Raw genomic sequence first — 21,907 nt, 5'->3', positions numbered from 1 at the left:
GTCGCGGTTCGGTGCCCACGCGGAACGTCGTTCGAGTCGGTCTCGTTGCCGTTGTTCGCTTGAGAGCCTTCGACTTCTTACCGCGATCCTTGGCGCTCACCCGATCAGCCCGAGGTCGCGCAGGAATTCCGGGTGGGAGACGTCCGGTAGAGCGCCGAAACGGCCGCTGAGATAGCTGCTTTCGAGGTTGGCGGAGCGGCGTACTCGTTCGCCGGCGAAGTCGGACAGGGCGGCGAAGCGGGTTGATCCGGCGGGGGTCTTCTCGGTCAACCACACCTCGTCGCGGTTGAGGTGGTTCAGGAGGTTGGTGTCGTGGGAGGTGAACAGGAGTTGGGCGCCGTGTGGGTTGGACGAGTTCAGGGTGAAGAGTTTGATGAGTTGTGCGGTGAGTGTCGGGTGCAGGCTGGCGTCGAGTTCGTCGAACAGGACGATGCTGCCGTCGCGCAGGGCGGACAGCACGGGGCCGATGAGTTCGAACCATGTCTGTGTCCCGGCGGACTCGTCGTGGTACTCGAAGGGCAGCCGATCGGCGTCGGCGAGATGGACGAGTTTCGGGGTTCGGCGCACCACCGGCTCGCCCCGGCTGGATTCGATCCGGGTTTCCTCGATCACCACATCGGCCACACCGAGATCGGCTAGTCGGAGTAGCGCCATCGCCTCACGGCGGGTAGTTCTCCACTCGGACTCGTCGACCGGCCCGTCCTCGGCATCGAGAAAGCCGTCCTCGGCGGGGGCGTCGAAGAGTTGCAGGGTCGAGTGCAGCCGGGTGATCGGGAAGCGTCGGGACCGGTCCAGAGGTTTGCCCAGTGCGCTCGTGCGAAGCAGGGCCTGCGTGAACGCGGAGGTTGTCGGCTCGTCGAAGCGCCGCATGATCGACAGGGCCAGCGAGCGGTCGGTCAACAACGCACGCGTGCCGGAGACGGCGCCCAGGCCGCGTTGCAGGGTGAGGTCGTTGCCCTCACGTTCGAAAATCCGTCGACGTCGTCCTTCCGGATAGTGGAACAGTGCCTCGTAACTGACCCGGTGCCTGCCGACGTCGAGCAGGTATTCGAAGCGGATTCCGTCGATCTCGAGTTCGAGTGCGAACGACGAATCGCGGTCGCGGGCATCGCCGAAAGCGAAAGGCTCGACCGGGATCTCGTCGTCCCACGACCGCAGCGAGTTCTGAACCGCTGACCGGAGCCAGGCCAGTGCGGCGAGCATGTTCGATTTGCCTGAAGCGTTGGGGCCGAAGATGCCCGCGACCGGCACGAGGGACGCGGCGAACTTCGGGAAGGACCGGGCTTCCACGCGGTCGTCGATGGCGACCATCGACAGTTCGGCGGGCTCGTGGATCGAGCGGAAGTTCTCCACCTCGAATCGGATGAGCATCAGCCGCCTCCTTGCGAATAAAACCTCTATTTCGTAGTCAATCTACCAAATCGTGGGTCTGTTATCACTGAACCGGCGGATGGGAGTGGCTGTGTTCATCAGCTGGCGGTGTCCGGGCGTGCCGCCGGGCGCGTGTGTGGTGAGGGGCGTCGGGGACGTTCTCGGGTTCGTGGCGTCGGGTCGGTGTCGGCGGCACAATGGGTGGATGAATGCCGTTGTGCAGCAGGTGATTACGGTAGTCGGGGTTCTGCTCGGGGCGGGGGCTACGTTTGCGGGGGCCGCGTTGACGGAGCGGGCCAAGTGGCGGCGGGTGCAGGGGAGTCGGTGGGATGATCGGCGGTTGGTGGCGTACAGCGAGTTCGCGCACGCGTTGAAGGATTTCGCGGTGGTGTCGCAGCGGATGGCGGCGGAGAAGGGGTTTCCGACTGCGGCGCAGCCGATCTCCGCGGCGGAGGGGCCGTCGATGTTGGCTGAGGCCGATTCGGTGAAGACGCTGAAATGGGAGATGGTGTTGTTGCTCGGATCGTCTGAAGCTGTTGCGGCGGCGCGGGTGTGGAACAAGGCGGTGTGGGAGCTCAGTCTCGTGGCGTTGGGCGCGCCGATGAGTCATGAGGAGTACCTGCGCGCGTACGAGGCCGCGGGGCACAAGCGCAATGCGTTCTACGAGTGTGCTCGCGCGGACCTCGGGGTGCGCGGTGGGGAATTGCCGTTGGGGGACGGGCCCTGGGTCCCGCAGAACGGGTGATGGGTCGGGTCCGGAATCAGTCGGCGAGGTAGCGCATCATGACGACCTGGGCGAAGTGTTTCGTCTCGACCAGGCGCAGGGGGATGGGTGCGGGCAGCGGCGGGAACATGGGGGTGCCGCCGCCGAGGACGATGGGGGAGACGAACAGTTGGTACTCGTCGATGAGGTGGTGGGGCATGAGGGAGGCGGCGAGGTTCGCGCCGCCGACTTCGATGATGCCGTCACCTTCGGACTTGAGCCGGCGGACCGCCTCGACCGCGTTGTCGCTGACCAGGGTGCTGTTCCAACCCACCTCCGTGAGGGTGCGGGAGAAGACGACCTTGGGCTTGCTGGTCCACAGCTCGGCGAACTCGCGCATGATGGGCGGTGCGTCCGCCGGCACGTCCGGCCAGTAGTCGGCCATCAGCTCGTAGAGCCTACGACCGTGCAGCGAGACCTCGATCTCGCGGTACCGGTCGTTGTGGAACTGATGCAGCTCCTCGTCGGGATCGGTCCAGTCGATTTTGCCGTCACGATCATTGATGAAGCCGTCAACGGTCACACCGAACCCATAAACCAGTTTTCTCATACTCGAGTAGACCTCCTCCGCGCGCGAAACTCATCGGCGCACTATGGGGTATTTGCCTGATTCGAACTCCTGTTCGAGAATTGATAGCCTTCGCGCATGGTCAGCTCATCGCACGAGGCGATGCATGGGATCTTCACACACAATGCCGCCGCCGTAGCTCACGCGTTCCGGGTTCTCGACCTTCCGTTCCCGACCCCGGTTGCGGTGGAACAGATTTCGGTCGATCTCACCTCGACAACGCCCGTCGAACGTCGTGCGGACACGATCCTGCGGGTCACGACCGCCGACGACGAGTTCCTGCTCGTTGTCGAGGCGCAGTCGAGTCGAGATGCCACCAGGCTCGCAGCCTGGTCGTACTACGTCACCTTCCTACACAACAAGTACGGCTTGCCGGTCGTGCTCGTGGTGGTCTGCCACGACAAGGAGACCGCGACCTGGGCGAGTCAGCCCTTGAAGCTCGCGTATCGCGGATGGACCAGCTTCGCGCTGTACCCGGTGGTCCTCGGTCCGCACAACGTCCCGGCCGTCACCGACCCGACCGAGGTGCTCGCCGACCTGCCGTTGGCTGCGCTGTCGGCGATAACGCACGCTCGCGAGCCGGAGATCGGTGAGATACTGGAGTCGATCATCGTGGCATTCCGCAGGCGTGGGTGCGACGATGAGACCGAGTTCTATGCCGAACTGATCGAACAGGGAATTTCGCATACCGACGCTGCGCAACTGTGGAGGGACCACATGGATACGGATCTGTCGTTCTTCCGGTCGGAGTCCGCGCGGAGACTGCGGGCTCAGGGGCGTGAGGAAGGTCGTGAGGAGGGGATCGAGGAAGGGGTCGCGCAGGGGGTGGCGCGCTCTGTGTTGACTGTGTTGACCGGGCGGGGAATCGAGTTGTCGGCCGCGCAGCGGGAGCTTCTGGTCGCGACCGACGATCTGGATCAGCTCAATATCTGGTTGTTGCAAGCGGTGACTGCCACGCGGGCGGGCGAGCTGTTCGACTGAGCGGTTTCCGCGGTGGGGGGACGTGGGGAGTCAATGCCGTGGAGGTCACGATCTCGGGGGTGGTGGGGGTGATCGTGACCGATTGGTTGGTTGAGATGTGGTGCTGGGCTTCTACCCTGGTTGACGGGTCTCACAAGATCGCCGGAAATGTCAGCCTGGGTCGGGACTAGGACTGAGAGTTATGCAGCGTCTTCGGAAAACCCTTGTCGTCGCGGCTTTTTCGGCCGCGCTGGTGGCACCTGCCGCTACGGCGGCCGCGTTGCCGCTACCGCTCATTCCGCTGCTGCCGGGTTCGGCCGGTGCGGGTTCGTCGGGGGCCGGATCGGCGGGAGCGGGGGCGGGGTCGGCGGATCAGATTCCGCCGGGGTCGGCCGAGCAACCGCAACAGCAGCCACAGCCACAGGTGGCGCCGACGCCCGACGTGGGCACGGAGCGGGCGCAGGCGCTCGCGGCGGTCAACGCCGCGCGCGGGCAGCAGGGCTGTGCGCCGTTGCTGGAGGACTCGCGCCTGGCGGCCGCGGCACAGGCGCACGCCGACGACATGGCGGCGCGCGGATACTTCGGGCACAGTTCGCCGGAGGGCGCGGGGACGGCCGATCGGGTCGCGGCGGCGGGGTACGTGCCCGCGCAGGTCGCGGAGAATCTGGCCGCGGGGCAGTCGGCGGGAGCCGATGTCGTCGCCTCCTGGCTGGGTAGCGAGGGACATCGGGCCACTATCGTGAACTGTCAGCTGGTCGACACCGGGATCGGGGTCGGGTTCGGTGCGCAGGGGCCGCAATGGGTGCAGGTCTTCGCGACGCCCTGACCGGCGATCGGCGCTCAGTCCGTCTGACGGACCTTGATCGCGTCGCGGGAGATGAACACATCGTACTCACCGGGCGTGGCGATCACGGCGTTGCCGTAGGCCGAGCGCACGAAAGGCGAGGTGTACCAGCGGTCTTCGTTCATGTCCTCGAAGAAGTCGCGGTCGCCGCCGTTGAGCAGGACGTGGTCCTGGTTGGTGGCCTTGCCGTCGGTGCGCTGACCGTAGAGGCGGCTGATCTTGTAGCCGGAGTGGAAACCCAGCGCGTTGACCCACGGTTCCAGCTCGACGATGTTGGCCTGCAACGTCCACTGGTCGCCGACGATGCGATGGGTGGAGCGGTGCACCGTGCCGTCCTCGTCGAACTCGGTGAGTTCGAGGTCGAGGTGGTGCGGTTGGCCCGCAACGGGTTTAGCGACGACGTGGGCGGCCTTGATCTCGCCGGTGAGGCCGAGATAGGTCTGCAGCAGGGTGGCGATCCAGAGCAGGACTACCGCGACCACCAGCAGCGCCAAACCGGGAACCGCCCGGCCGAGAACAGCTTTGGCGCCACGGCGACGCGAGGTGACCGCCATGACGAGCAGGGCGAGGGCGAGGACGATCAGCGCCAGCAGGCCGGCCTGGGCGAACCCGAAGGAAACCGGGAAACTCATGAACAGGTTGTACCCCGAAACCGGTGCGGCAGTCGGTGTCTCGCGGTTACGGGTGGGCAAATTCGGTAAGGAGGGGTGACGGTGTATCGATATGGGTGCAGATCCGGCCTGCGGGGGCCGCGAAAGACGCGCGGGCGTGGGAGAATTGGCGGTTCTAGCCGGCAGACACAGGAATCGGAAGGTCGGTTGATGCCAAGCGGGATCGTGACCTGGTTCGACAGCGGCAAGGGCTTCGGGTTCATCGCGCCCGACGACGGGGGCCCCGAGGTGTTCGTCGAGTACACCGAACTCATCGGCGAGGGCTTTCGCACGCTGCGCGACGGGCAGCGCGTGGAGTACTCGGTCACCCAGACCCGGCGTGGGCCCGAGGCCCACGACGTGTCCGCCGCGTAGGGCTCAGCCGGAATTCTGTCCGCTGGGCCAGAACCGGCTCGCGCGCTGACCGTGTGTCGGGCGGGCGAGGGTGGGGTCCTCGGCCTCGGTGATGCCGACCTGCACCAGCAGGATCATGGTGATCATGCTGATGATGATGATCAGCGGGGTGAGCAGCTGCGCGGCGGTCGCGCCGGTGGCGTGGGCGGCGTGCGCGGTGGTGTGCGCGCTCATCGAGAACATGCCGGTGTAGTGCATGCCGCACACCGCGACGCCCATCAGCAGGGCCGCGCCGACGGTGGCGAGGAAGCCGTGTACGTGCAGGGCGAACCACAGTGCGGCGGTGGAGGCGACGACGGCGATCACCATCGACAGGGCGACCACGATCGGTTCGTAGACGAGCGCGATGTCGGTCTTCATCGCGTACATGCCCGAGTAGTGCATGGCGCCCACGCCCAGGCCGGTGATGGTGCCGCCCACCGGCAGCGCGGCGCTGTCCCAGCCGCGGCGCACGACGATCGACAGCCCCAGCCACACCACCCCCATCGCGACCGCCGCGCTGAACAGGGTGACGGGCACGTTGTAGCGGATGGTCGCGCCGTGCACGGAAAAGCCGAGCATCGCGATGAAATGCATGACCCAGATTCCGGTTCCACCCAGGGCGATCGCGGCGGCGGTGAGCCAGCCGCCGTGGCTTCCCGACGCGCGCGAGCGAACCATGCAACGCAGCGCCAGCATCGAGCCGAGGACCGACATCAGATACGCCAACAGCGGGGTCACCCAGCCGTAGGTGAAATGGTTGATATTGAGCACCGTTGCTCCCTCGTGCGGATTTTCGCGAGGCGTGCGAACCCTCGCGTTCACGGAAAATACGCTGGTAGGGAATTTGCCGTGCCGGATTCCGGGAAAATGTAAAGGGCTGCTGACGATGACGTGTCACTATCGGATGGAGTTCTCTATGGTGAAGCGTGCCAATCGGTTCGGTTCGCCACGCCGGAAAATTCGGCATCCGACCAGCAACTGCGGCGGCATACCGTCAGCATCGGGTCGAAAGCGGCGTGAGTCACGATCCCGACAGCACCAACTGGCACCATCGCAGGGTTGCGTTCCTCACAGTTCGCACACTTTGCACAGTGGGATGTGGAGGAATTCGCAAGATCGTGGCATGGTGGACATCGAGACCAGGACCGGACTATTAGGGCCTAGCTCGTCTACAGAAGGTTTTTGAAATGGCACAGGGTGTTGTTAAGTGGTTCAACGGCGAAAAGGGCTTCGGCTTCATCGCCCAAGACGGAGGCGGCCCGGACGTCTTCGTTCACTACTCCGCCATCGGCGGCTCGGGCTTCAAGTCCCTCGAAGAGGGTCAGCGCGTGGAGTTCGAGGTCGGTCAGGGTCAGAAGGGCCCGCAGGCTCAGGACGTTCGCGTCATCTAGTTCTGCGTTGACCAACGTATGAATGTGAAGCTCCGCACCTGATGGTGCGGAGTTTCTGCTATCCGGGGGTAGGTCAGCGCAGCGCCTCGGCGCGGAAGAACTCGTCGGTGACCGCACGGGCCGAGGCGGTCTCGCGCGGGCCGCGCTTGGTGAATTCCACGCCTGCGCGGTCGAACTCGGCACCGATGAAGGCCGCGATCAGCGCGGGCGGGGTGGCCGTGCCCATCTCCCTGGTCCGCGACTTCAGCTCGGTCAGCTCCGCGATCGACGCGACCAGGTCGGCGGGCAGCTCGCACTGCGACATCAGGGTCGGCAGGTGCATCGGCGCCACCGCGGCGCCGGGATGCTCGCGCAGCCAGCGCAACGCCATCGCCGGACGCAACGAGTAGAACACCTTCTTCAACCCGCCCTTCTGGGCCTGCAACGCCCACTGGCGCGCGCCCAGGTGCAGGTAGTGCCGGGCGATGCGGTCGCGATCGGCCACCTCGGTCGCCACCTCGCGCAGGCGGGTGCGAAACGCCTCGTCGCCGCGGTAGACGATCGGCGACATCAACCACTCCACGAGCACCGCGTTGCCCGCCACCAGCAGGCGCAGCGCCTTGGCCAGGTCCCAGCCGTTGACGTCGAGCAGGCCGATCAGCGGCGTCTCGATCACGTCGCGGGTGCGCCAGGGCGACAGGTAGGTCTCCAGGCTCGCGACATAGACGAAACGGCAGTCGTAATCGGAATCGGGGGAGGGGAAACCCCATGCGCGACTGCCGCTTTCGATCGCGAGGCGGATCGAGACGGTGTGCTCGCTCGACACCCGGTCGAGCTCGGCGTCGACGGCGGCGACCACGGTCGGGTCCATCGAGTCGGGGACAGCGCGTACGGACATGGGGTGAGCGTAGAGGGGGTACCCACCCGAGTTCACCCCGTTTTCGGGCAGGGGGGGTTAGGGCAACCGAAGTCCGGCGACTATCCTGGGCGGCGGTAACTGCCGACCCCCTTTCTTCCCCAGGAGTACCCCACAGTGAGCCAAGCAGGCCGTCCTGTAGTTCTGATCGCCGACAAGCTCGCCCAGTCGACCGTCGACGCACTCGGTGACGGTGTCGAGGTTCGCTGGGTCGACGGTCCCGACCGCCCGGCGCTGCTCGCCGCGGTCCCCGAGGCCGACGCGATTCTCGTGCGTTCCGCCACCACCGTCGACGCCGAGGTGCTCGAGGCGGGCAAGAAGCTGCAGATCGTCGCCCGCGCCGGCGTCGGCCTCGACAACGTCGACGTGCCCGCCGCCACCGAGCGTGGCGTGATGGTCGTCAACGCGCCGACCTCCAACATCCACACCGCCGCCGAGCACGCCGTCACGCTGCTGCTCTCGGCCGCGCGGCAGATCCCGGCCGCCGACGCGACCCTGCGCGAGAAGACCTGGCAGCGCAGCAAGTTCAACGGTGTCGAGATCCTCGGCAAGACCGTCGGCGTGATCGGCCTCGGCCGCATCGGCCAGCTGTTCGCGCAGCGTCTCGCCGCCTTCGAGACCAAGATCGTCGCCTACGACCCCTACACCTCGCCCGCGCGCGCCGCCCAGCTGGGCATCGAGCTGCTGAGCCTGGACGAGGTGCTCGAGCGCGCCGACTTCCTCTCGATCCACCTGCCCAAGACGCCCGAGACCAAGGGCATGCTCAACGCCGAGACCCTGGCCAAGACCAAGCCGGGCGTCATCATCGTCAACGCCGCGCGCGGTGGGCTGATCGACGAGCAGGCCCTGGCCGACGCGATCAAGTCCGGCCACGTGCGGGCCGCGGGCCTTGACGTGTTCGAGACCGAGCCGTGCACCGACTCGCCGCTGTTCGACCTGCCGCAGGTCGTGGTGACCCCGCACCTGGGCGCCTCCACCTCCGAGGCGCAGGACCGCGCGGGCACCGATGTCGCCAAGTCGGTGCTGCTGGCACTGGCCGGTGAGTTCGTGCCCGGCGCCGTGAACGTCACCGGTGGCGCCGTGAACGACGAGGTCGCCCCCTGGCTCGACGTCGTGCGCAAGCAGGGCGCGCTGCTGGGCGCCATCGCCAGCGAGCTGCCCGTCAGCGTCGAGGTGCAGGTCCGTGGCGAGCTGTCTTCGCAGGACGTGGCCGTGCTCGAGCTGTCCGCGCTGCGCGGGGTGTTCTCGGCGCTGGTCGAGGACCAGGTCACCTTCGTCAACGCCCCGGCGCTGGCCAAGGAGCGTGGCATCACCGCCACCGTCACCACCGCCACCGAGAGCCCGACCCACCGCAGCGTCGTCGACCTGCGCGCCGTGTTCGGCGACGGCTCGACCCTGAACGTGGCGGGCACGCTGACCGAGCCCAACCTGGTCGAGAAGATCGTCAACATCAACGGCCGCAACTACGACATGCGCGCCGAGGGCCTGAACCTGGCCGTGCTGAACTACGGCGACAAGCCGGGCGCGCTGGGCAAGATCGGCACCCTGCTGGGCGAGGCCGAGATCGACATCCTGGCCGCGCAGCTGAGCCAGGACGTGGACACCGACGGCGCGACCGTGGTGCTGCGCGTCAACGCCGAGGTTCCGGCCGAGGTGCAGGCCGCGATCGGCGAGGCCGTCGGCGCCTCGAAGGTCGTCCTGGTCGACCTGGTCTGAGTTGTTCGACCCGGTAGGGCCGGTACATCGATAGCCAGCTGCGCGCCGTCACCTCACGGTGGCGGCGCGCGCCTGTATCCCGGCGCGGCACGGTCCGCCCGACTTCGAACGGAGCTAGTTCATGAAACTCGCAGTCATCGCCGGTGACGGCATCGGTCCCGAGGTCATCGCCGAGGCGCTCAAGGTGCTCGACGTGGTCTCGCCGGGTGTGGAGAAGACCGAGTACGACCTCGGCGCCGCGCGCTACCACCGGACCGGGGAGATCCTGCCGGAGTCGGTGCTGCCCGAGCTCAAGCAGCACGACGCCATCCTGCTCGGCGCCATCGGCGATCCGTCGGTGCCCAGTGGCGTGCTCGAGCGTGGACTGCTGCTCAAGACGCGGTTCGCGCTGGATCATCACGTGAACTTGCGGCCGTCGAAGCTGCACCCGGGCGTCACCAGCCCGCTCTCGGGCAACCCCGAGATCGACTTCGTGGTCGTGCGGGAGGGCACCGAGGGTCCCTACACCGGCACCGGCGGCGCGATCCGCGTCGGCACCCCGCACGAGGTGGCGACCGAGGTCTCCAACAACACCCGCTTCGGCATCGAGCGCGTGGTGCGCTACGCCTTCGCGACCGCGCAGGCCCGCCGCAAGCACGTCACCCTGGTGCACAAGAACAACGTGCTCACCTTCGCCGGGTCGCTGTGGCAGCGCACCGTCGACGAGGTCGCGGCCGAATTCCCCGATGTGACAACGGCTTACCAGCACATCGACGCCGCCACCATCCACATGGTGACCGATCCGGGTCGCTTCGACGTGATCGTCACCGACAACCTGTTCGGCGACATCATCACCGACCTCGCCGCCGCCGTGAGCGGTGGTATCGGCCTGGCCGCCTCGGGCAATATCGATGCCTCGGGCGTGAACCCGTCGATGTTCGAGCCGGTTCACGGCAGCGCCCCCGATATCGCGGGTCAGTCCAAGGCCGATCCGACCGCCGCGATCCTGTCGGTGTCGTTGCTGCTCAACCACCTCGGTGATACCGACGGTGCGGCCCGTATCGAATCCGCGGTCGCCAAGGATCTGGCCTCGCGCACCGGTGCGGCCTCGACCGTGGAGGTCGGCGACCGGATCGCCGCCATCGTCTGAGACCGACGTCCGTGCGCATCGGCCCGCTTCGCGATCAGCTGCGAAGCGGGCCGATGCTGTTCGGTGGGTGAACACGGTTGCGCCGCACCGGTAGTCGGCTTCTGTGCGACGAATTGCGCACTGCTGCTGTGACTATCGGCGACGCTGAGCCGAATCTTTTGGCGCGCAGCTACTTTCCAGTACCTCGCGGTACGAGCGGGACCGCCGCCGCGGCGGCCACCGCGGCCAGGGCGAAGACGACCGGGAAGCCGGTGGCGGTGATGACCGCGCCGAAAAGCGGTGCGAGGGCGGCCATGGCCAGGTTCTGGCCCGTGTTCTGGATGCCGAGGCCGCGTCCGCTCCAGAAGGGGCCCGCGGTTTCGGCGACGGCGGTGAAGGCCAAACCGTTGTCGCACACCGAGATCACCGACGCGGCGACCATCAGCGGGACCGCCGCCCACCACCAGTCGGTCCAGGCGGTGACGGTCAGGGCGGCCATCGCGAGGCCTGCGGCGACGGCGACCTGGCGCAGCGGGCCCAGCCGCGAGCCGACCCGGTCCGACCAGGCGCCCGCGCCGATTCTGCCTGCGGCGCCGAGGAATTGGGTGCCGGTCATCAGCGCGCCCGCGGCGGCGAGCGACCAACCCAGGTCGACGTGCAACCACAGCAGGCCGAAGGTCCACAGGGTGCCCTGCGGGATGACGAGCAGGATCGAGACGCCGTGGATACGCCACAGGGTGGAATCGCCGCGGTAGGGGTTGGCGCGATCGGCGGCCTTGGCGGGCGGTCGGGGCGGATCGATGACGCCGATCAGGCAGCCGAGCGCGGCCAGGCCCGCCATCAGCGCGGGAACCAGCAGGGCGGCGGGGATGCCGTGGTGCTGGGCCACCCACGGAATGGTCATGGCGCCGATGCCGACGCCGAGGGGTTGGGCGGCCTGGCGGATGCCCATCGCCACCCCGCGCCGGTCCGGCGGGAACCAGCCGACGATCAACCGGCCGCTGGCACCGTTGGAGCTGGCCGCGCCGATACCGCCGAGGAACAGCAGCGCGCCGAACGCGACCGGGTCGTCGACCAGGGCCGCGGCCACGCCGGCCACGCACATCAGCAGCGCGCCCGCCACCAGCACGACGCGCTCCCCGATTCGGTCCACCACGTAGCCCCAGGCGATCAGGGTGCAAACCAGGCCGACGGTCGGCAGGGCGACCAGCGCGCCCGCGGCGGCGAGGGAGTCGCCGCGCGCGGTGAGCGCGGGCAGCAGGAAGGGGGTGCCGTGGATGAAGATCGAACTCGCGGTCTGGGCGAACACGCCGAGCGCGAGCATGGACCAGCGTCTGCCGTCGCCGATCTGGGTCACCGCGTCCGTTGACCGGGTGTCTGTCACGATCTTCACCTCGCCGGATTGCACGATTGCATCTCATTATGTGAGATTGATGTCTCATTGGTTGAACATCGATGATCACGCTACACCGATGACCCGCCGATGTCGGCCATCGCGCAGGTGTCTGACCGGTCACACCGCGTCGGCCCCAATCGCGTAGGCGGGCAGCGGCTTCGAATCACATCGGTGTGAGTTCGCTCGCATCGCGCACGGGCGGGTATCGAGCGGCGGCGCGCGCGTCCCGGGCGCGTTCGGGCAGGTGGTGGGTGCTCGATAGACTCCGGGGATGCGCTTAGGTCGAGTAGCCAGTCCCGATGGAGTCGCGTTCGTCAGCATCGAAGGCGACGCAAGCGAAGCCACCGCCAAGGAGATCGCCGAACATCCGTTCGGGTCGCCGACGTTCACCGGACGCAGTTGGCCGCTGGCCGATGTGCGCCTGCTGGCGCCGATCCTGGCCAGCAAGGTGATCTGCATCGGCAAGAACTACGCCGCCCACGCGGCCGAGATGGGCGGCGAGGCGCCGGTGGATCCGGTGATCTTCATCAAGCCCAATACCGCCATCGTCGGGCCCAACGCCTCGATCGTCCTGCCGCCCAGCTCATCTCAGGTCGACTACGAGGGCGAGCTGGCCGTGGTGATCGGCCGTCCGTGCAAGGACGTGCCCGCCGCCAAGGCCGCCGAGGTGATCCTGGGCTACACCGTCGCCAACGACGTGACCGCGCGCGACCAGCAGCGCCACGACGGACAGTGGACCCGCGCCAAGGGCTACGACACGTTCTGCCCGCTCGGACCGTGGATCGAAACCGCGCTGGACCCAAGCGATCTGGAGATCACCACCGAGGTCGACGGTGAGATCCGCCAACGCAGCCGCACCTCGCTGTTCCTGCACGACATTCCGAAGATCATCGAGTGGATCAGCTCGGTGATGACGCTGCTGCCCGGCGACGTGATCCTCACGGGCACACCGGAAGGCGTCGGACCGTTGCAGGCGGGCCAGAGCGTGTCGGTCACCGTCGAGGGTATCGGCACCCTCACCAATCCTGTTGCCACCAAACGCTGATAGCGAAAGAAGAGTCATGACTGAAGTACGGGTCCGTTTCTGCCCGTCGCCGACCGGCACGCCGCACGTCGGCCTGGTGCGCACGGCACTGTTCAACTGGGCGTACGCGCGCCACCACGGCGGCAGCTTCGTGTTCCGCATCGAAGACACCGACGCCGCACGCGATTCCGAGGATTCCTACCGCGCGCTGCTCGACGCGCTGCGCTGGCTCGGCCTGACCTGGGACGAGGGCCCGGAGGTCGGTGGGCCCTACGAGCCCTACCGGCAGTCGCTGCGCCGCGACCAGCATCTCGAGGTCGTGCGCAAGCTGCTCGAGGCCGGGGAGGCCTACGAGGCGTTCTCCACCCCCGAGGAGGTCGAGGCCCGCCATCGCGCCGTGGGTCGCGACCCGAAACTGGGTTACGACAATTTCGATCGGAACCTCACCGCCGAGCAGATCGCGGCATACAAAGCCGAAGGTCGGCCCGCGGTGGTGCGTTTGCGGATGCCCGACGAAGATCTCGGGTGGAACGATCTCGTCCGTGGTGAAACAACCTTCAAAGCGGGCACTGTCCCCGATTTTGCCCTGACTCGTGGCAATGGGGATCCGCTCTACACGTTGGTGAATCCGGTCGACGACGCGATGATGCGGATCACCCACGTGCTGCGCGGCGAGGATCTGCTCTCCTCGACCCCGCGTCAGCTCGCGCTGTATGCCGCGCTGCAGCGTATCGGGGTCGCCGAGTTCACCCCCGAGTTCGGGCACCTGCCGTTCGTCATGGGACAGGGCAACAAGAAACTGTCCAAGCGCGACCCGGAATCGAATCTGTTCCTGCACCGCGACCGCGGATTCATTCCCGAAGGATTGTTGAATTACCTCGCCCTGCTCGGCTGGAGTATCGGTGAGGACCGCGATGTGTTCTCCATGGCGGAAATGGTCGCGGCCTTCGATATTTCGACGGTCAATTCCAATCCGGCGCGCTTCGATCAGAAGAAAGCCGACGCCATCAATGCCGAGCAGATCCGCCTGCTGGAGCCGGGCGATTTCGGGCACCGATTGCGCGAATACCTCACCGCGCAGGGACACATCGGCGCCGAAATCGACGAGAAGACCTTCCTGGTCGCGGCCGAGCTCGTGCAGACCCGCATCGTGGTGCTCGGTGACGCGTGGGACCTGCTGAAATTCCTGTTCGTCGCGCCCGAGGAGTTCGCGATCGACCAGGCCGCGGGCACCAAGAACCTCGGCGCCGAGGCCGACCCCGTGCTCGACGCCGCCATCGCCGCTGTGGAGCCGCTGAGCCAGTGGACCACCCCGGCACTGGAGGAGGCGCTGAAGAAGGCGCTGATCGACGATCTGGGGCTCAAGCCGCGCAAGGCCTTCGCGCCGGTGCGGGTGGCGGTGACGGGCTCGCACATCAGCCCGCCGCTGTACGAGTCGATGGAACTGCTGGGGCGTGCGGCCTCGCTGGCGCGGCTGCGGGCCGCCAAGGGCTGGGCGCCCACCGCGCAGTAGTCGCCGTGGAGCGGCTGCGGCAGCAGAGCCGCAGCCGCTCCGAAAACGACCGAAAAGCGGCCCCTGACCAGGCGATTTGTAGTTAGCCCCAGGGTTCACGTAATCTTTTCATCGCCGCGGAACACGGCCTCGAAAACACCGAGAACCACTCGGTGGAATCGCAAGGTCGAGCGTCTCGGGCATTGGGGTATGGTGTAATTGGCAACACAGCTGTTTCTGGTACAGCCATTCTAGGTTCGAGTCCTGGTACCCCAGCAAGGTTTCACTCTGTGAGATCGTCCTGGCCCCGTCGTCTAGCGGCCTAGGACGCCGCCCTCTCAAGGCGGTAGCGCGGGTTCGAATCCCGTCGGGGCTACAAAACGAGAAAGGCCCCCGGTCGAATCCGACCGGGGGCCTTCTTCGTCTTCACAATCGCTTGTGCAGTGCCTCCGCGGCCGCGACCAGATCCGCCGCCCAGCGCGCGCCCGGCCGTCGGCCCATGCGATCGATCGGCCCCGAGACCGACACCGCCGCCACGATCACCCCGTTCGCGTCGCGCACCGGCGCCGAGACGCTCGCCACGCCCTGCGCGCGCTCGGCCGCGCTCTGCGCCCACCCGCGCTTGCGCACCTCGGCCAGCGCGCGATCGCCGAACACCGCGTCGGCCAGGACGGTTCGCTGGAGTTCGGGGTCGGCCCACGCCAGCAACACCTTCGCCGCCGAGCCCGCGGTCAGTGGCAGCCGCGATCCCACCGGCACGGTGTCGCGCAGGCCGACGGGCGGCTCGAGGGCGGCCACGCAGACGCGCGCGTGCCCGTCGCGGCAGTACAGCTGGACACTCTCGCCGGTGATCTCGCGCAGCCGGGGCAGAATGGCAGCCGCGGCCTCCACCAGCGGGTCGGCCGCGCCCGCCGACAGCTCCGACAGCGCGGGTCCGGGACGCCACAGTCCGTTGCCGTCGCGGGCCAGCAGCCGGTGCGTCTCCAGGCCCACCGCCAGCCGGTGCGCGGTGGCGCGGGGCAGGCCGGTGCGGGTGCACAGGTCGTTGAGACCACATGGTTCGTCGGCGACGGCGTAGAGCACCGCCACGGCTTTGTCGAGAACACCGATACCGCTATGCTGTCTCATAGAACGATACTAACGTCTCAAATGCTGAGATTCCAAGTATGCCCGTCGAAAGGTGATCAAGCAATGGCCGAGCGCGCTCGCACACTGGCCGAGAAGGTGTGGGAATCCCACGTCGTCGTCCCGGGCGAAGGCACAGGTGCCGCCCGCGAACCCGACCTGATCTACATCGATCTGCACCTCGTGCACGAGGTGACCAGCCCGCAGGCCTTCGACGGCCTGCGCGCGGCCGGACGTCCGGTGCGTCGCACCGATCTCACCATCGCCACCGAGGACCACAACGTCCCCACCGCCGACATCGACAAGCCCATCGCGGACCCGATCTCGCGCACCCAGGTCGAGACGCTGCGCCGCAACTGCGCCGAGTTCGGCGTGCGGCTGCACTCGATGGGCGATGTGGAACAGGGCATCGTGCACGTCGTCGGTCCCCAGCTCGGCCTGACCCAGCCGGGCATGACCGTGGTGTGCGGCGACAGCCACACCTCCACCCACGGCGCGTTCGGCGCGCTGGCGATGGGCATCGGCACCAGCGAGGTCGAGCACGTGCTCGCCACCCAGACGCTGTCGCTGCGCCCGTTCAAGACGATGGCCGTCACCGTCGACGGCGAACTCGCGCCGGGCGTGACGAGCAAGGACCTGATCCTGGCCGTGATCGCCGAGATCGGCACCGGCGGCGGTCAGGGCTACGTCCTGGAATACCGCGGCGAGGCGATCCGCAAGCTGTCGATGGAAGCGCGGATGACCATCTGCAACATGTCCATCGAAGCGGGCGCACGCGCGGGCATGATCGCCCCCGACGAGATCACCTATGAATTCCTGAAGGGCCGCCCGCACGCGCCGCAGGGAGCCGACTGGGATGCCGCAGTGGCCGCCTGGGACGCGCTGCGCACCGACGAGGGCGCCGAATTCGACGCCGAGGTCCACATCGACGCGAACGCGCTGACCCCGTTCGTCACCTGGGGCACCAACCCGGGCCAGGGCCTGCCGCTGGGCGCGAACGTGCCCGACCCGGCCCAGATCGCCGACGAGAGCGAACGCGAATCCGCCGAGAAGGCCCTGCGATACATGGACCTGACCCCGGGCACCCCGCTGCGCGAGGTGAGCGTGGACACGGTGTTCGTCGGCTCGTGCACCAACGGTCGGATCGAGGATCTGCGCGCGGTGGCCGAGGTCCTGGACGGCCGTCGGGTCGCCGAGGGCGTGCGCATGCTGATCGTGCCCGGGTCGATGCGGGTGCGCGCCCAGGCGGAAAACGAGGGGCTCGGCGAGATTTTCACCGCCGCGGGCGCGGAATGGCGCCAGGCGGGCTGCTCGATGTGCCTTGGCATGAATCCCGATCAGCTCGATCCGGGCCAGCGCTGCGCATCGACCTCGAATCGTAATTTCGAGGGCAGGCAGGGCAAGGGCGGTCGTACGCACCTGGTCTCGCCGCTGGTCGCGGCCGCCACGGCGGTCCGTGGCACCCTGTCCTCGCCCGCCGATCTGGCCTGAGTCACCGATACCTGCGATCGAAAGGGAATCGTTATGGAAGCCTTCACCGTTCACAAAGGCATCGGGGTCCCGCTGCGCCGGTCCAATGTCGACACCGATCAGATCATCCCCGCCGTTTACCTGAAACGGGTGACCAGAACGGGTTTCGAGGACGGTCTGTTCGCCGGCTGGCGCGCCGACCCGGAGTTCATTCTCAACACCGAGCCCTACAGCCGGGGCAGCGTGCTGGTGGCCGGGCCCGATTTCGGCACCGGTTCTTCGCGTGAGCACGCCGTGTGGGCGCTGTCGGACTACGGTTTTCGGGTGGTCATCTCGTCCCGTTTCGCCGACATCTTCCGCGGGAATGCGGGCAAGGGCGGGCTGTTGGCCGCGCAGATGTCACAGAACGATGTCGAAATGCTCTGGAAGTTGATCGAGGAACAGCCAGGACTCGAATTGGTTGTCGACCTCACTGCGCGCACCGTCACAGCGGGAACCATCGTGTTGCCGTTCGATATTGACGACTACACCCGCTGGCGTCTGCTGGAGGGTTTGGACGACATCGGTCTGACGTTGCGCCGCGCCGACGCCATCGGCGAGTTCGAAAAGGGAAGGCCGTCATGGAAACCCGTGACGCTACCGGAGCCTATTTCACCGGCGTAATCAGCTGGGGCGCTTAGGGGGCGCATCCGGGGACGCGGTAGCTGGACGTGTGCTAAACCACATGAATTTTGGCGTGGCACATAGACTCTTGCTCAAACTGGGTTTACCGTGGTACCTAGTCGGTCCGACGACGGGCCATTAGTCTGCGGAGGATTCAATGAACAAGGCGGAACTGATCGACGTTCTGACCGAAAAGTTGGGTACGGACAGGCGGACGGCTACCGCGGCTGTCGAGAATGTTGTCGACACCATCGTCCGTGCTGTGTACAAGGGTCAAAGCGTCACCATCACCGGATTCGGTGTGTTCGAACAGCGCAAGCGTGCTCCCCGGGTCGCCCGTAACCCGCGCACCGGTGAAACCGTGAAGGTGAAGGCCACGTCGGTCCCCGCCTTCCGACCGGGCGCGCAGTTCAAGGCGGTGATCGCGGGCAAGCAGAAGCTCGCCTCGTCCGGGCCCGCCGTCAAGCGCGGCGTGAACGCTCCGGTGGCGGCGAAGAAGGCGGCAGCCAAGAAGACCGCGGCGAAGAAGACCGCGGCCAAGAAGGCGACGCCGTCGAAGGGTCCGGCCAAGACCACGGCCCGCAAGGCCGCCACGAAGGCTCCCGCCGCCAAGAAGACCACCCCGGCCAAGAAGACCACGGCCGCAAGCAAAGCGACCGCGGCCAAGAAGGCCCCGGCCAAGAAGACGGTCGCGGCCAAGACGGCGGCCAAGACCACAGCCGCCAAGAAGACCACGGCCGCCAAGAAGGCTCCTGCTAAGAAGACTGCTGCTAAGAAGACTGCCACCCGTCGTGCTCGTTGATCCTGCCGCAGCCGGATCAGGTCGGGGAATGTGTACGTAAGGCCGCATCACCCACCAGTGGACCGACAACGGCCCCGGGAATCCCGGGGCCGTTTCGGCTGTTTCGAGGGGGTCTCGATCAGGTGGCCACGATTGCCGTCGACAGCGAACGGTCCATATGGTTCGCCGCGACCAATCGGTCGCCTTCGAACGACAATGCCCAGACGCTGCCCTTGCGATTACGCGCCGCGGGCAGGGTGAGCCCGTCGCGGTCGGCGAGCCAGGCCATCAGATCGGGAATCACCCCGCCCTGACTACACACCACCGGCACCGCGCGATCGGTAACCAACGACAGAAATCGTTGCCGCGCCGCGCCTTTCGCTGAATCGTAACCTTGCTCGGAAAACATTGGCTCGCAATTGATTTCGGCATCGAGCTGTTCTGCCAACGGGGTCACGGTTTGGATACAGCGCAGTGGATCGGCCGAATAGATCTCAGATGCGCCGAACGCCAACAGATTCGGCGTCAATGCCTTCGCCTGCTGTTCCCCGGCGGCCTCGAGCGGGCGCAACTCGTCGGGACCGTCCCAGGCGCTGCGCTTGCCCGCCTTGGCGTGGCGCACCAACAGCACCGTGCTGGTACGCGCGGGCAGGCGGGCGAACAGGCGCACGATCTGGCGGTCCATCGGATACGACAGCTGATCCATCACCCGGTCCAGCGGGAACCAGCGCAACTGGTCGACCTCGTCGTTGACGGCGAAGTCACCGTCGTCGGCCTCGGCGGCCCAGTAGTCGACCCGCTTGAGTTGACGGTGCCCCGGGATCGGGTAGGTGACGTGGCCCAGATAGCGCCCCAGCGTGCACGGCAGGCCGGTCTCCTCGCTCACCTCGCGCACGGCCGCCACCACCGGGGTCTCGCCGGGATCGAGCTTGCCCTTGGGCAGTGACCAGTCGCCGTACTTGGGTCGGTGGATGACGCCGATCTCCGGGCCGTCGGCGCCCGCGCGCCACAGAACCGCCCCTGCCGCATGGATATTGGGTCGCACGCGCGGATCACGCAGCGACGCGTCGGTGCCGCGCGCGATCACGGCTGATCGGGTCGGCGCAGACGCATGAGGAAGGCCTGGTGATCGCGCACCTGATCGGCCTCGGCGTCGGTGGGGCTGGCCTTCCAGGTGCCGTCGGGGCCCAGGATCCAGCAGCGCGTCATCGGGTCGAGCGCGGAATCGAACACCAGCGCCAACTGATCGACCAGCTTGGGATCCTTCACCTGGACCATCACCTCGACGCGGCGGTCCAGATTACGATGCATCATGTCGGCGCTGCCGATCCAGGTCTGGCCCTGCGCGGCGAACTCCATCACCCGCGAATGTTCGAGGAACCGGCCCAGAATCGAACGCACCTCGATGTTCTCGCTCAGCCCCGGCACACCCGGCCGCAGGCCACAGATGCCACGCACCACGATCTGCACCGGCACGCCCGCCTGGGAGGCACGGTAGAGGGCGTCGATGATCTGCTCGTCGACGATGGCGTTGGCCTTGATCCTGATCCGCGCGTCGGCGCCCTCGGCCGCCAGTTCGATCTCGCGATCGATCCGCTCGATGATGCCCGCGCGCACGCCCAGCGGCGCGACCATCAGGTTGCGGTAGTCCTCCTTGCGGGAGTAGCCGGTCAGCGAGTTGAACAGGTCGGTCAGGTCGGCGCCGATTTCCGGTGCGGCCGTGAACAATCCGACGTCCTCGTACAGGCGCGCGGTCTTGGGGTTGTAGTTGCCGGTGCCGATGTGGCAGTAGCGCCGGATCGTCGAACCCTCGCGGCGCACCACCAGGCAGGTCTTGCAGTGGGTCTTGAGACCGACCAGGCCGTAGACCACGTGCACGCCCGCCTGTTCGAGTTCGCGCGCCCACTTGATGTTGGCCTGCTCGTCGAAGCGGGCCTTGATCTCGACCAGCGCCACGACCTGCTTGCCCGCCTCGGCGGCCTCGATCAACGAATTGATGATCGGGGAGTCGCCGGAGGTGCGGTAGAGGGTCTGCTTGATCGCGAGCACCTGCGGGTCGGCCGCGGCCTGTTCGATGAAACGCTGCACGCTGGTGGAGAACGAATCGTAGGGGTGGTGCACCAGCACGTCGCCCTCGCGCAGCGCCGCGAACACATTGCGCGGGGTCTCGCGCTCGCCGAACGCGGCCGGGGTGGCCGGGACGTACGGGGCGTCCTTGAGATCGGGGCGGTCCACGCCGTAGACCTGCCACAGGCACGACAGATCGAGCAGACCGGGCACCTGGATCACATCGGCCGGGTCGACCTCGAGCTCGCGCAGCAGCAGCTCGAGCATGTGCTCGGTCATGTCGTCGGAGACCTCGAGGCGCACCGGCTTGCCGAAGCGGCGGCGCGCGAGTTCGCGTTCCATCGCCTGGAGCAGGTCCTCGTCGCGGTCCTCGTCGACCTCGAAATCGGCGTTGCGGGTGATCCGGAACGAATGCGTCTCCACCACGGTCAGACCGGGGAACAGCAGGTCGAGGTGGGCGGCGATGAGGTCTTCCATCGGCAGGAACGCCGCGATCGCCGAGGGGGCGTCGGTGCGGCGCACGCGCACGAAACGGTCGACATTGTCGGGCACCTTCACCCGCGCGAAGTGCTCGCCGCCGGTGCCGGTATCGCGCACGGTCACCGCGAGGTTCAGGCTCAGGCCCGAGATGTAGGGGAACGGGTGCGCGGGATCGACGGCCAGCGGTGTGAGGACCGGGAACACCTGATCGGTGAAGTGGCTCGAAAGACGTTCGCGCTCGGCGTCATCGAGGTCGTTCCAGCCGATGATGTCGATGCCCTCGGCGGCCAGCGCCGGGTTCACCTCGTCGATGAAGACGTGCGCGTGCCGCTCGGCGAGCTCCTGGGCGCGGGCGCTGATCATCTCGAGTTGTTCCGAGGGCGAGCGGCCGTCGGCCGAGCGCACCGACAGTCCGGTCTCGGCCCGGCGTTTGAGTCCGGCGACGCGCACCATGTAGAACTCGTCGAGATTCGACGCGAAAATCGCGAGGAACTTGGCCCGCTCCAGCAACGGCAGCGAGGCGTCCTCGGCCAGGGCGAGCACGCGGGCGTTGAAGTCGAGCCAGCTCAGCTCGCGATTGAGGTAGCGATCCTTGGGCAATCGCTGGGTGCTCGCATCACCGCCCGAGGCGATGGCGGCCGCCGGTGGCGGGGAAATCGGTGGCAGTTGCTTGATGGTTTCCGTGTCGCTCACATCATCGATCATCCCTCACCCGAGCCGCCCCGCCCAGTACGACACCGCACGCTT

At 67.2% G+C, this 21,907-nt stretch carries 21 protein-coding genes and 2 tRNA genes; 14 read left to right on the top strand and 9 right to left on the bottom strand.

Going from position 1 to position 21,907, the window contains the following annotated elements:
• Positions 1-96: 96 nt before the first annotated feature.
• On the bottom strand, positions 97-1,371 hold the full coding sequence (locus ACFP3H_RS17690) for an AAA family ATPase (RefSeq protein WP_378607243.1): 1,275 nt from the start codon (positions 1,369-1,371) through the stop codon (positions 97-99).
• Positions 1,372-1,576: 205 nt separating this feature from the next.
• Here ACFP3H_RS17690 and ACFP3H_RS17685 point away from each other — a divergent pair, with 205 nt between their 5' ends.
• Positions 1,577-2,116 (top strand): hypothetical protein, encoded by a 540-nt coding sequence (locus ACFP3H_RS17685; protein WP_378607240.1) that lies wholly within the window; start codon positions 1,577-1,579, stop codon positions 2,114-2,116.
• Positions 2,117-2,132: 16 nt separating this feature from the next.
• On the opposite strand, the gene ACFP3H_RS17680 is transcribed toward ACFP3H_RS17685, so the two are convergent.
• Complete coding sequence (locus ACFP3H_RS17680) at positions 2,133-2,684, bottom strand: dihydrofolate reductase family protein (protein WP_378607237.1); 552 nt, start codon at positions 2,682-2,684, stop codon at positions 2,133-2,135.
• A gap of 96 nt (positions 2,685-2,780) precedes the next feature.
• Here ACFP3H_RS17680 and ACFP3H_RS17675 point away from each other — a divergent pair, with 96 nt between their 5' ends.
• Positions 2,781-3,683, top strand: a complete 903-nt coding sequence (locus ACFP3H_RS17675) for a hypothetical protein (RefSeq protein WP_378607235.1) — start codon at positions 2,781-2,783, stop codon at positions 3,681-3,683.
• 181 nt (positions 3,684-3,864) lie between these two features.
• Positions 3,865-4,488 carry a CAP domain-containing protein gene (locus tag ACFP3H_RS17670; protein WP_378607232.1) on the top strand — a complete coding sequence of 208 codons (624 nt, stop codon included), beginning with the start codon at positions 3,865-3,867 and terminating at the stop codon, positions 4,486-4,488.
• Between the two features lie 14 nt (positions 4,489-4,502).
• Here ACFP3H_RS17670 and ACFP3H_RS17665 read toward each other — a convergent pair whose 3' ends face one another.
• Positions 4,503-5,138, bottom strand: coding sequence for a hypothetical protein (locus ACFP3H_RS17665; protein ID WP_378607229.1), 636 nt, complete (start codon positions 5,136-5,138; stop codon positions 4,503-4,505).
• A gap of 189 nt (positions 5,139-5,327) precedes the next feature.
• Here ACFP3H_RS17665 and ACFP3H_RS17660 point away from each other — a divergent pair, with 189 nt between their 5' ends.
• Positions 5,328-5,531: a cold-shock protein gene (locus tag ACFP3H_RS17660; RefSeq protein WP_378607226.1), complete on the top strand. Its 204-nt coding sequence runs from the start codon at positions 5,328-5,330 to the stop codon at positions 5,529-5,531.
• A 3-nt stretch (positions 5,532-5,534) separates the two neighbouring features.
• Here ACFP3H_RS17660 and ACFP3H_RS17655 read toward each other — a convergent pair whose 3' ends face one another.
• Complete coding sequence (locus ACFP3H_RS17655) at positions 5,535-6,323, bottom strand: MHYT domain-containing protein (protein WP_378607223.1); 789 nt, start codon at positions 6,321-6,323, stop codon at positions 5,535-5,537.
• A 416-nt stretch (positions 6,324-6,739) separates the two neighbouring features.
• Here ACFP3H_RS17655 and ACFP3H_RS17650 point away from each other — a divergent pair, with 416 nt between their 5' ends.
• Positions 6,740-6,943: a cold-shock protein gene (locus tag ACFP3H_RS17650; RefSeq protein WP_378607220.1), complete on the top strand. Its 204-nt coding sequence runs from the start codon at positions 6,740-6,742 to the stop codon at positions 6,941-6,943.
• A 73-nt stretch (positions 6,944-7,016) separates the two neighbouring features.
• Here ACFP3H_RS17650 and ACFP3H_RS17645 read toward each other — a convergent pair whose 3' ends face one another.
• Positions 7,017-7,820: a nucleotidyltransferase domain-containing protein gene (locus ACFP3H_RS17645; RefSeq protein ID WP_378607217.1), complete on the bottom strand. Its 804-nt coding sequence runs from the start codon at positions 7,818-7,820 to the stop codon at positions 7,017-7,019.
• A 135-nt stretch (positions 7,821-7,955) separates the two neighbouring features.
• On the opposite strand from ACFP3H_RS17645, the gene serA reads away from it, so the two are divergent.
• Both serA and ACFP3H_RS17635 read left to right on the top strand, forming a co-directional pair.
• Positions 7,956-9,554 carry a phosphoglycerate dehydrogenase gene (gene serA, locus ACFP3H_RS17640; protein ID WP_378607214.1) on the top strand — a complete coding sequence of 533 codons (1,599 nt, stop codon included), beginning with the start codon at positions 7,956-7,958 and terminating at the stop codon, positions 9,552-9,554.
• A gap of 121 nt (positions 9,555-9,675) precedes the next feature.
• Positions 9,676-10,683, top strand: a complete 1,008-nt coding sequence (locus ACFP3H_RS17635) for a 3-isopropylmalate dehydrogenase (RefSeq protein ID WP_378607211.1) — start codon at positions 9,676-9,678, stop codon at positions 10,681-10,683.
• A 169-nt stretch (positions 10,684-10,852) separates the two neighbouring features.
• Here the strand turns inward: ACFP3H_RS17635 and ACFP3H_RS17630 are convergent, their stop codons facing one another.
• A complete protein-coding gene (locus ACFP3H_RS17630) occupies positions 10,853-11,986 on the bottom strand; it encodes an MFS transporter (RefSeq protein ID WP_378607466.1) in 1,134 nt (377 codons plus the stop codon).
• Positions 11,987-12,329: 343 nt separating this feature from the next.
• Between ACFP3H_RS17630 and ACFP3H_RS17625 the strand changes: the two genes are divergently transcribed.
• From ACFP3H_RS17625 to ACFP3H_RS17610, 4 genes are all read left to right on the top strand, one after another.
• A complete protein-coding gene (locus ACFP3H_RS17625; RefSeq protein ID WP_378607208.1) occupies positions 12,330-13,103 on the top strand; it encodes a fumarylacetoacetate hydrolase family protein in 774 nt (257 codons plus the stop codon).
• A gap of 16 nt (positions 13,104-13,119) precedes the next feature.
• Positions 13,120-14,595 (top strand): glutamate--tRNA ligase, encoded by a 1,476-nt coding sequence (gltX, locus tag ACFP3H_RS17620; protein ID WP_378607205.1) that lies wholly within the window; start codon positions 13,120-13,122, stop codon positions 14,593-14,595.
• Positions 14,596-14,778: 183 nt separating this feature from the next.
• A tRNA-Gln gene (locus ACFP3H_RS17615) sits at positions 14,779-14,850 on the top strand.
• 27 nt (positions 14,851-14,877) lie between these two features.
• Positions 14,878-14,950 (top strand) — tRNA-Glu (locus tag ACFP3H_RS17610).
• Between the two features lie 50 nt (positions 14,951-15,000).
• Here ACFP3H_RS17610 and ACFP3H_RS17605 read toward each other — a convergent pair.
• Positions 15,001-15,702 carry an IclR family transcriptional regulator gene (locus ACFP3H_RS17605; RefSeq protein WP_378607202.1) on the bottom strand — a complete coding sequence of 234 codons (702 nt, stop codon included), beginning with the start codon at positions 15,700-15,702 and terminating at the stop codon, positions 15,001-15,003.
• A gap of 63 nt (positions 15,703-15,765) precedes the next feature.
• Between ACFP3H_RS17605 and leuC the strand changes: the two genes are divergently transcribed.
• The 3 genes from leuC (at position 15,766) to ACFP3H_RS17590 (ending at position 18,634) form a co-directional block, all read left to right on the top strand.
• Positions 15,766-17,190: a 3-isopropylmalate dehydratase large subunit gene (gene leuC / locus ACFP3H_RS17600; protein ID WP_378607199.1), complete on the top strand. Its 1,425-nt coding sequence runs from the start codon at positions 15,766-15,768 to the stop codon at positions 17,188-17,190.
• Positions 17,191-17,223: 33 nt separating this feature from the next.
• The gene (gene leuD / locus ACFP3H_RS17595; RefSeq protein WP_378607196.1) at positions 17,224-17,832 is read left to right on the top strand and encodes a 3-isopropylmalate dehydratase small subunit; all 609 of its coding nucleotides are present in this window, start codon (positions 17,224-17,226) and stop codon (positions 17,830-17,832) included.
• Positions 17,833-17,989: 157 nt separating this feature from the next.
• Complete coding sequence (locus ACFP3H_RS17590) at positions 17,990-18,634, top strand: HU family DNA-binding protein (RefSeq protein ID WP_378607193.1); 645 nt, start codon at positions 17,990-17,992, stop codon at positions 18,632-18,634.
• Between the two features lie 118 nt (positions 18,635-18,752).
• Here the strand turns inward: ACFP3H_RS17590 and ACFP3H_RS17585 are convergent, their stop codons facing one another.
• On the bottom strand, positions 18,753-19,700 hold the full coding sequence (locus ACFP3H_RS17585) for an NUDIX hydrolase (protein WP_378607190.1): 948 nt from the start codon (positions 19,698-19,700) through the stop codon (positions 18,753-18,755).
• On the bottom strand, positions 19,697-21,865 hold the full coding sequence (locus ACFP3H_RS17580) for an RNA degradosome polyphosphate kinase (protein ID WP_378607187.1): 2,169 nt from the start codon (positions 21,863-21,865) through the stop codon (positions 19,697-19,699). The genes ACFP3H_RS17585 and ACFP3H_RS17580 overlap by 4 nt, the downstream gene beginning before the upstream one ends.
• Positions 21,866-21,907: the final 42 nt, after the last annotated feature.

The sequence above is a fragment of the Nocardia lasii genome, assembly GCF_042658545.1.
In the GTDB taxonomy this organism is placed as follows: Bacteria; Actinomycetota; Actinomycetes; order Mycobacteriales; family Mycobacteriaceae; genus Nocardia; species Nocardia lasii.
The sequence above is the reverse complement of the archived record's forward strand: the minus strand, read 5'-3'. Positions and strand labels throughout refer to the sequence as shown.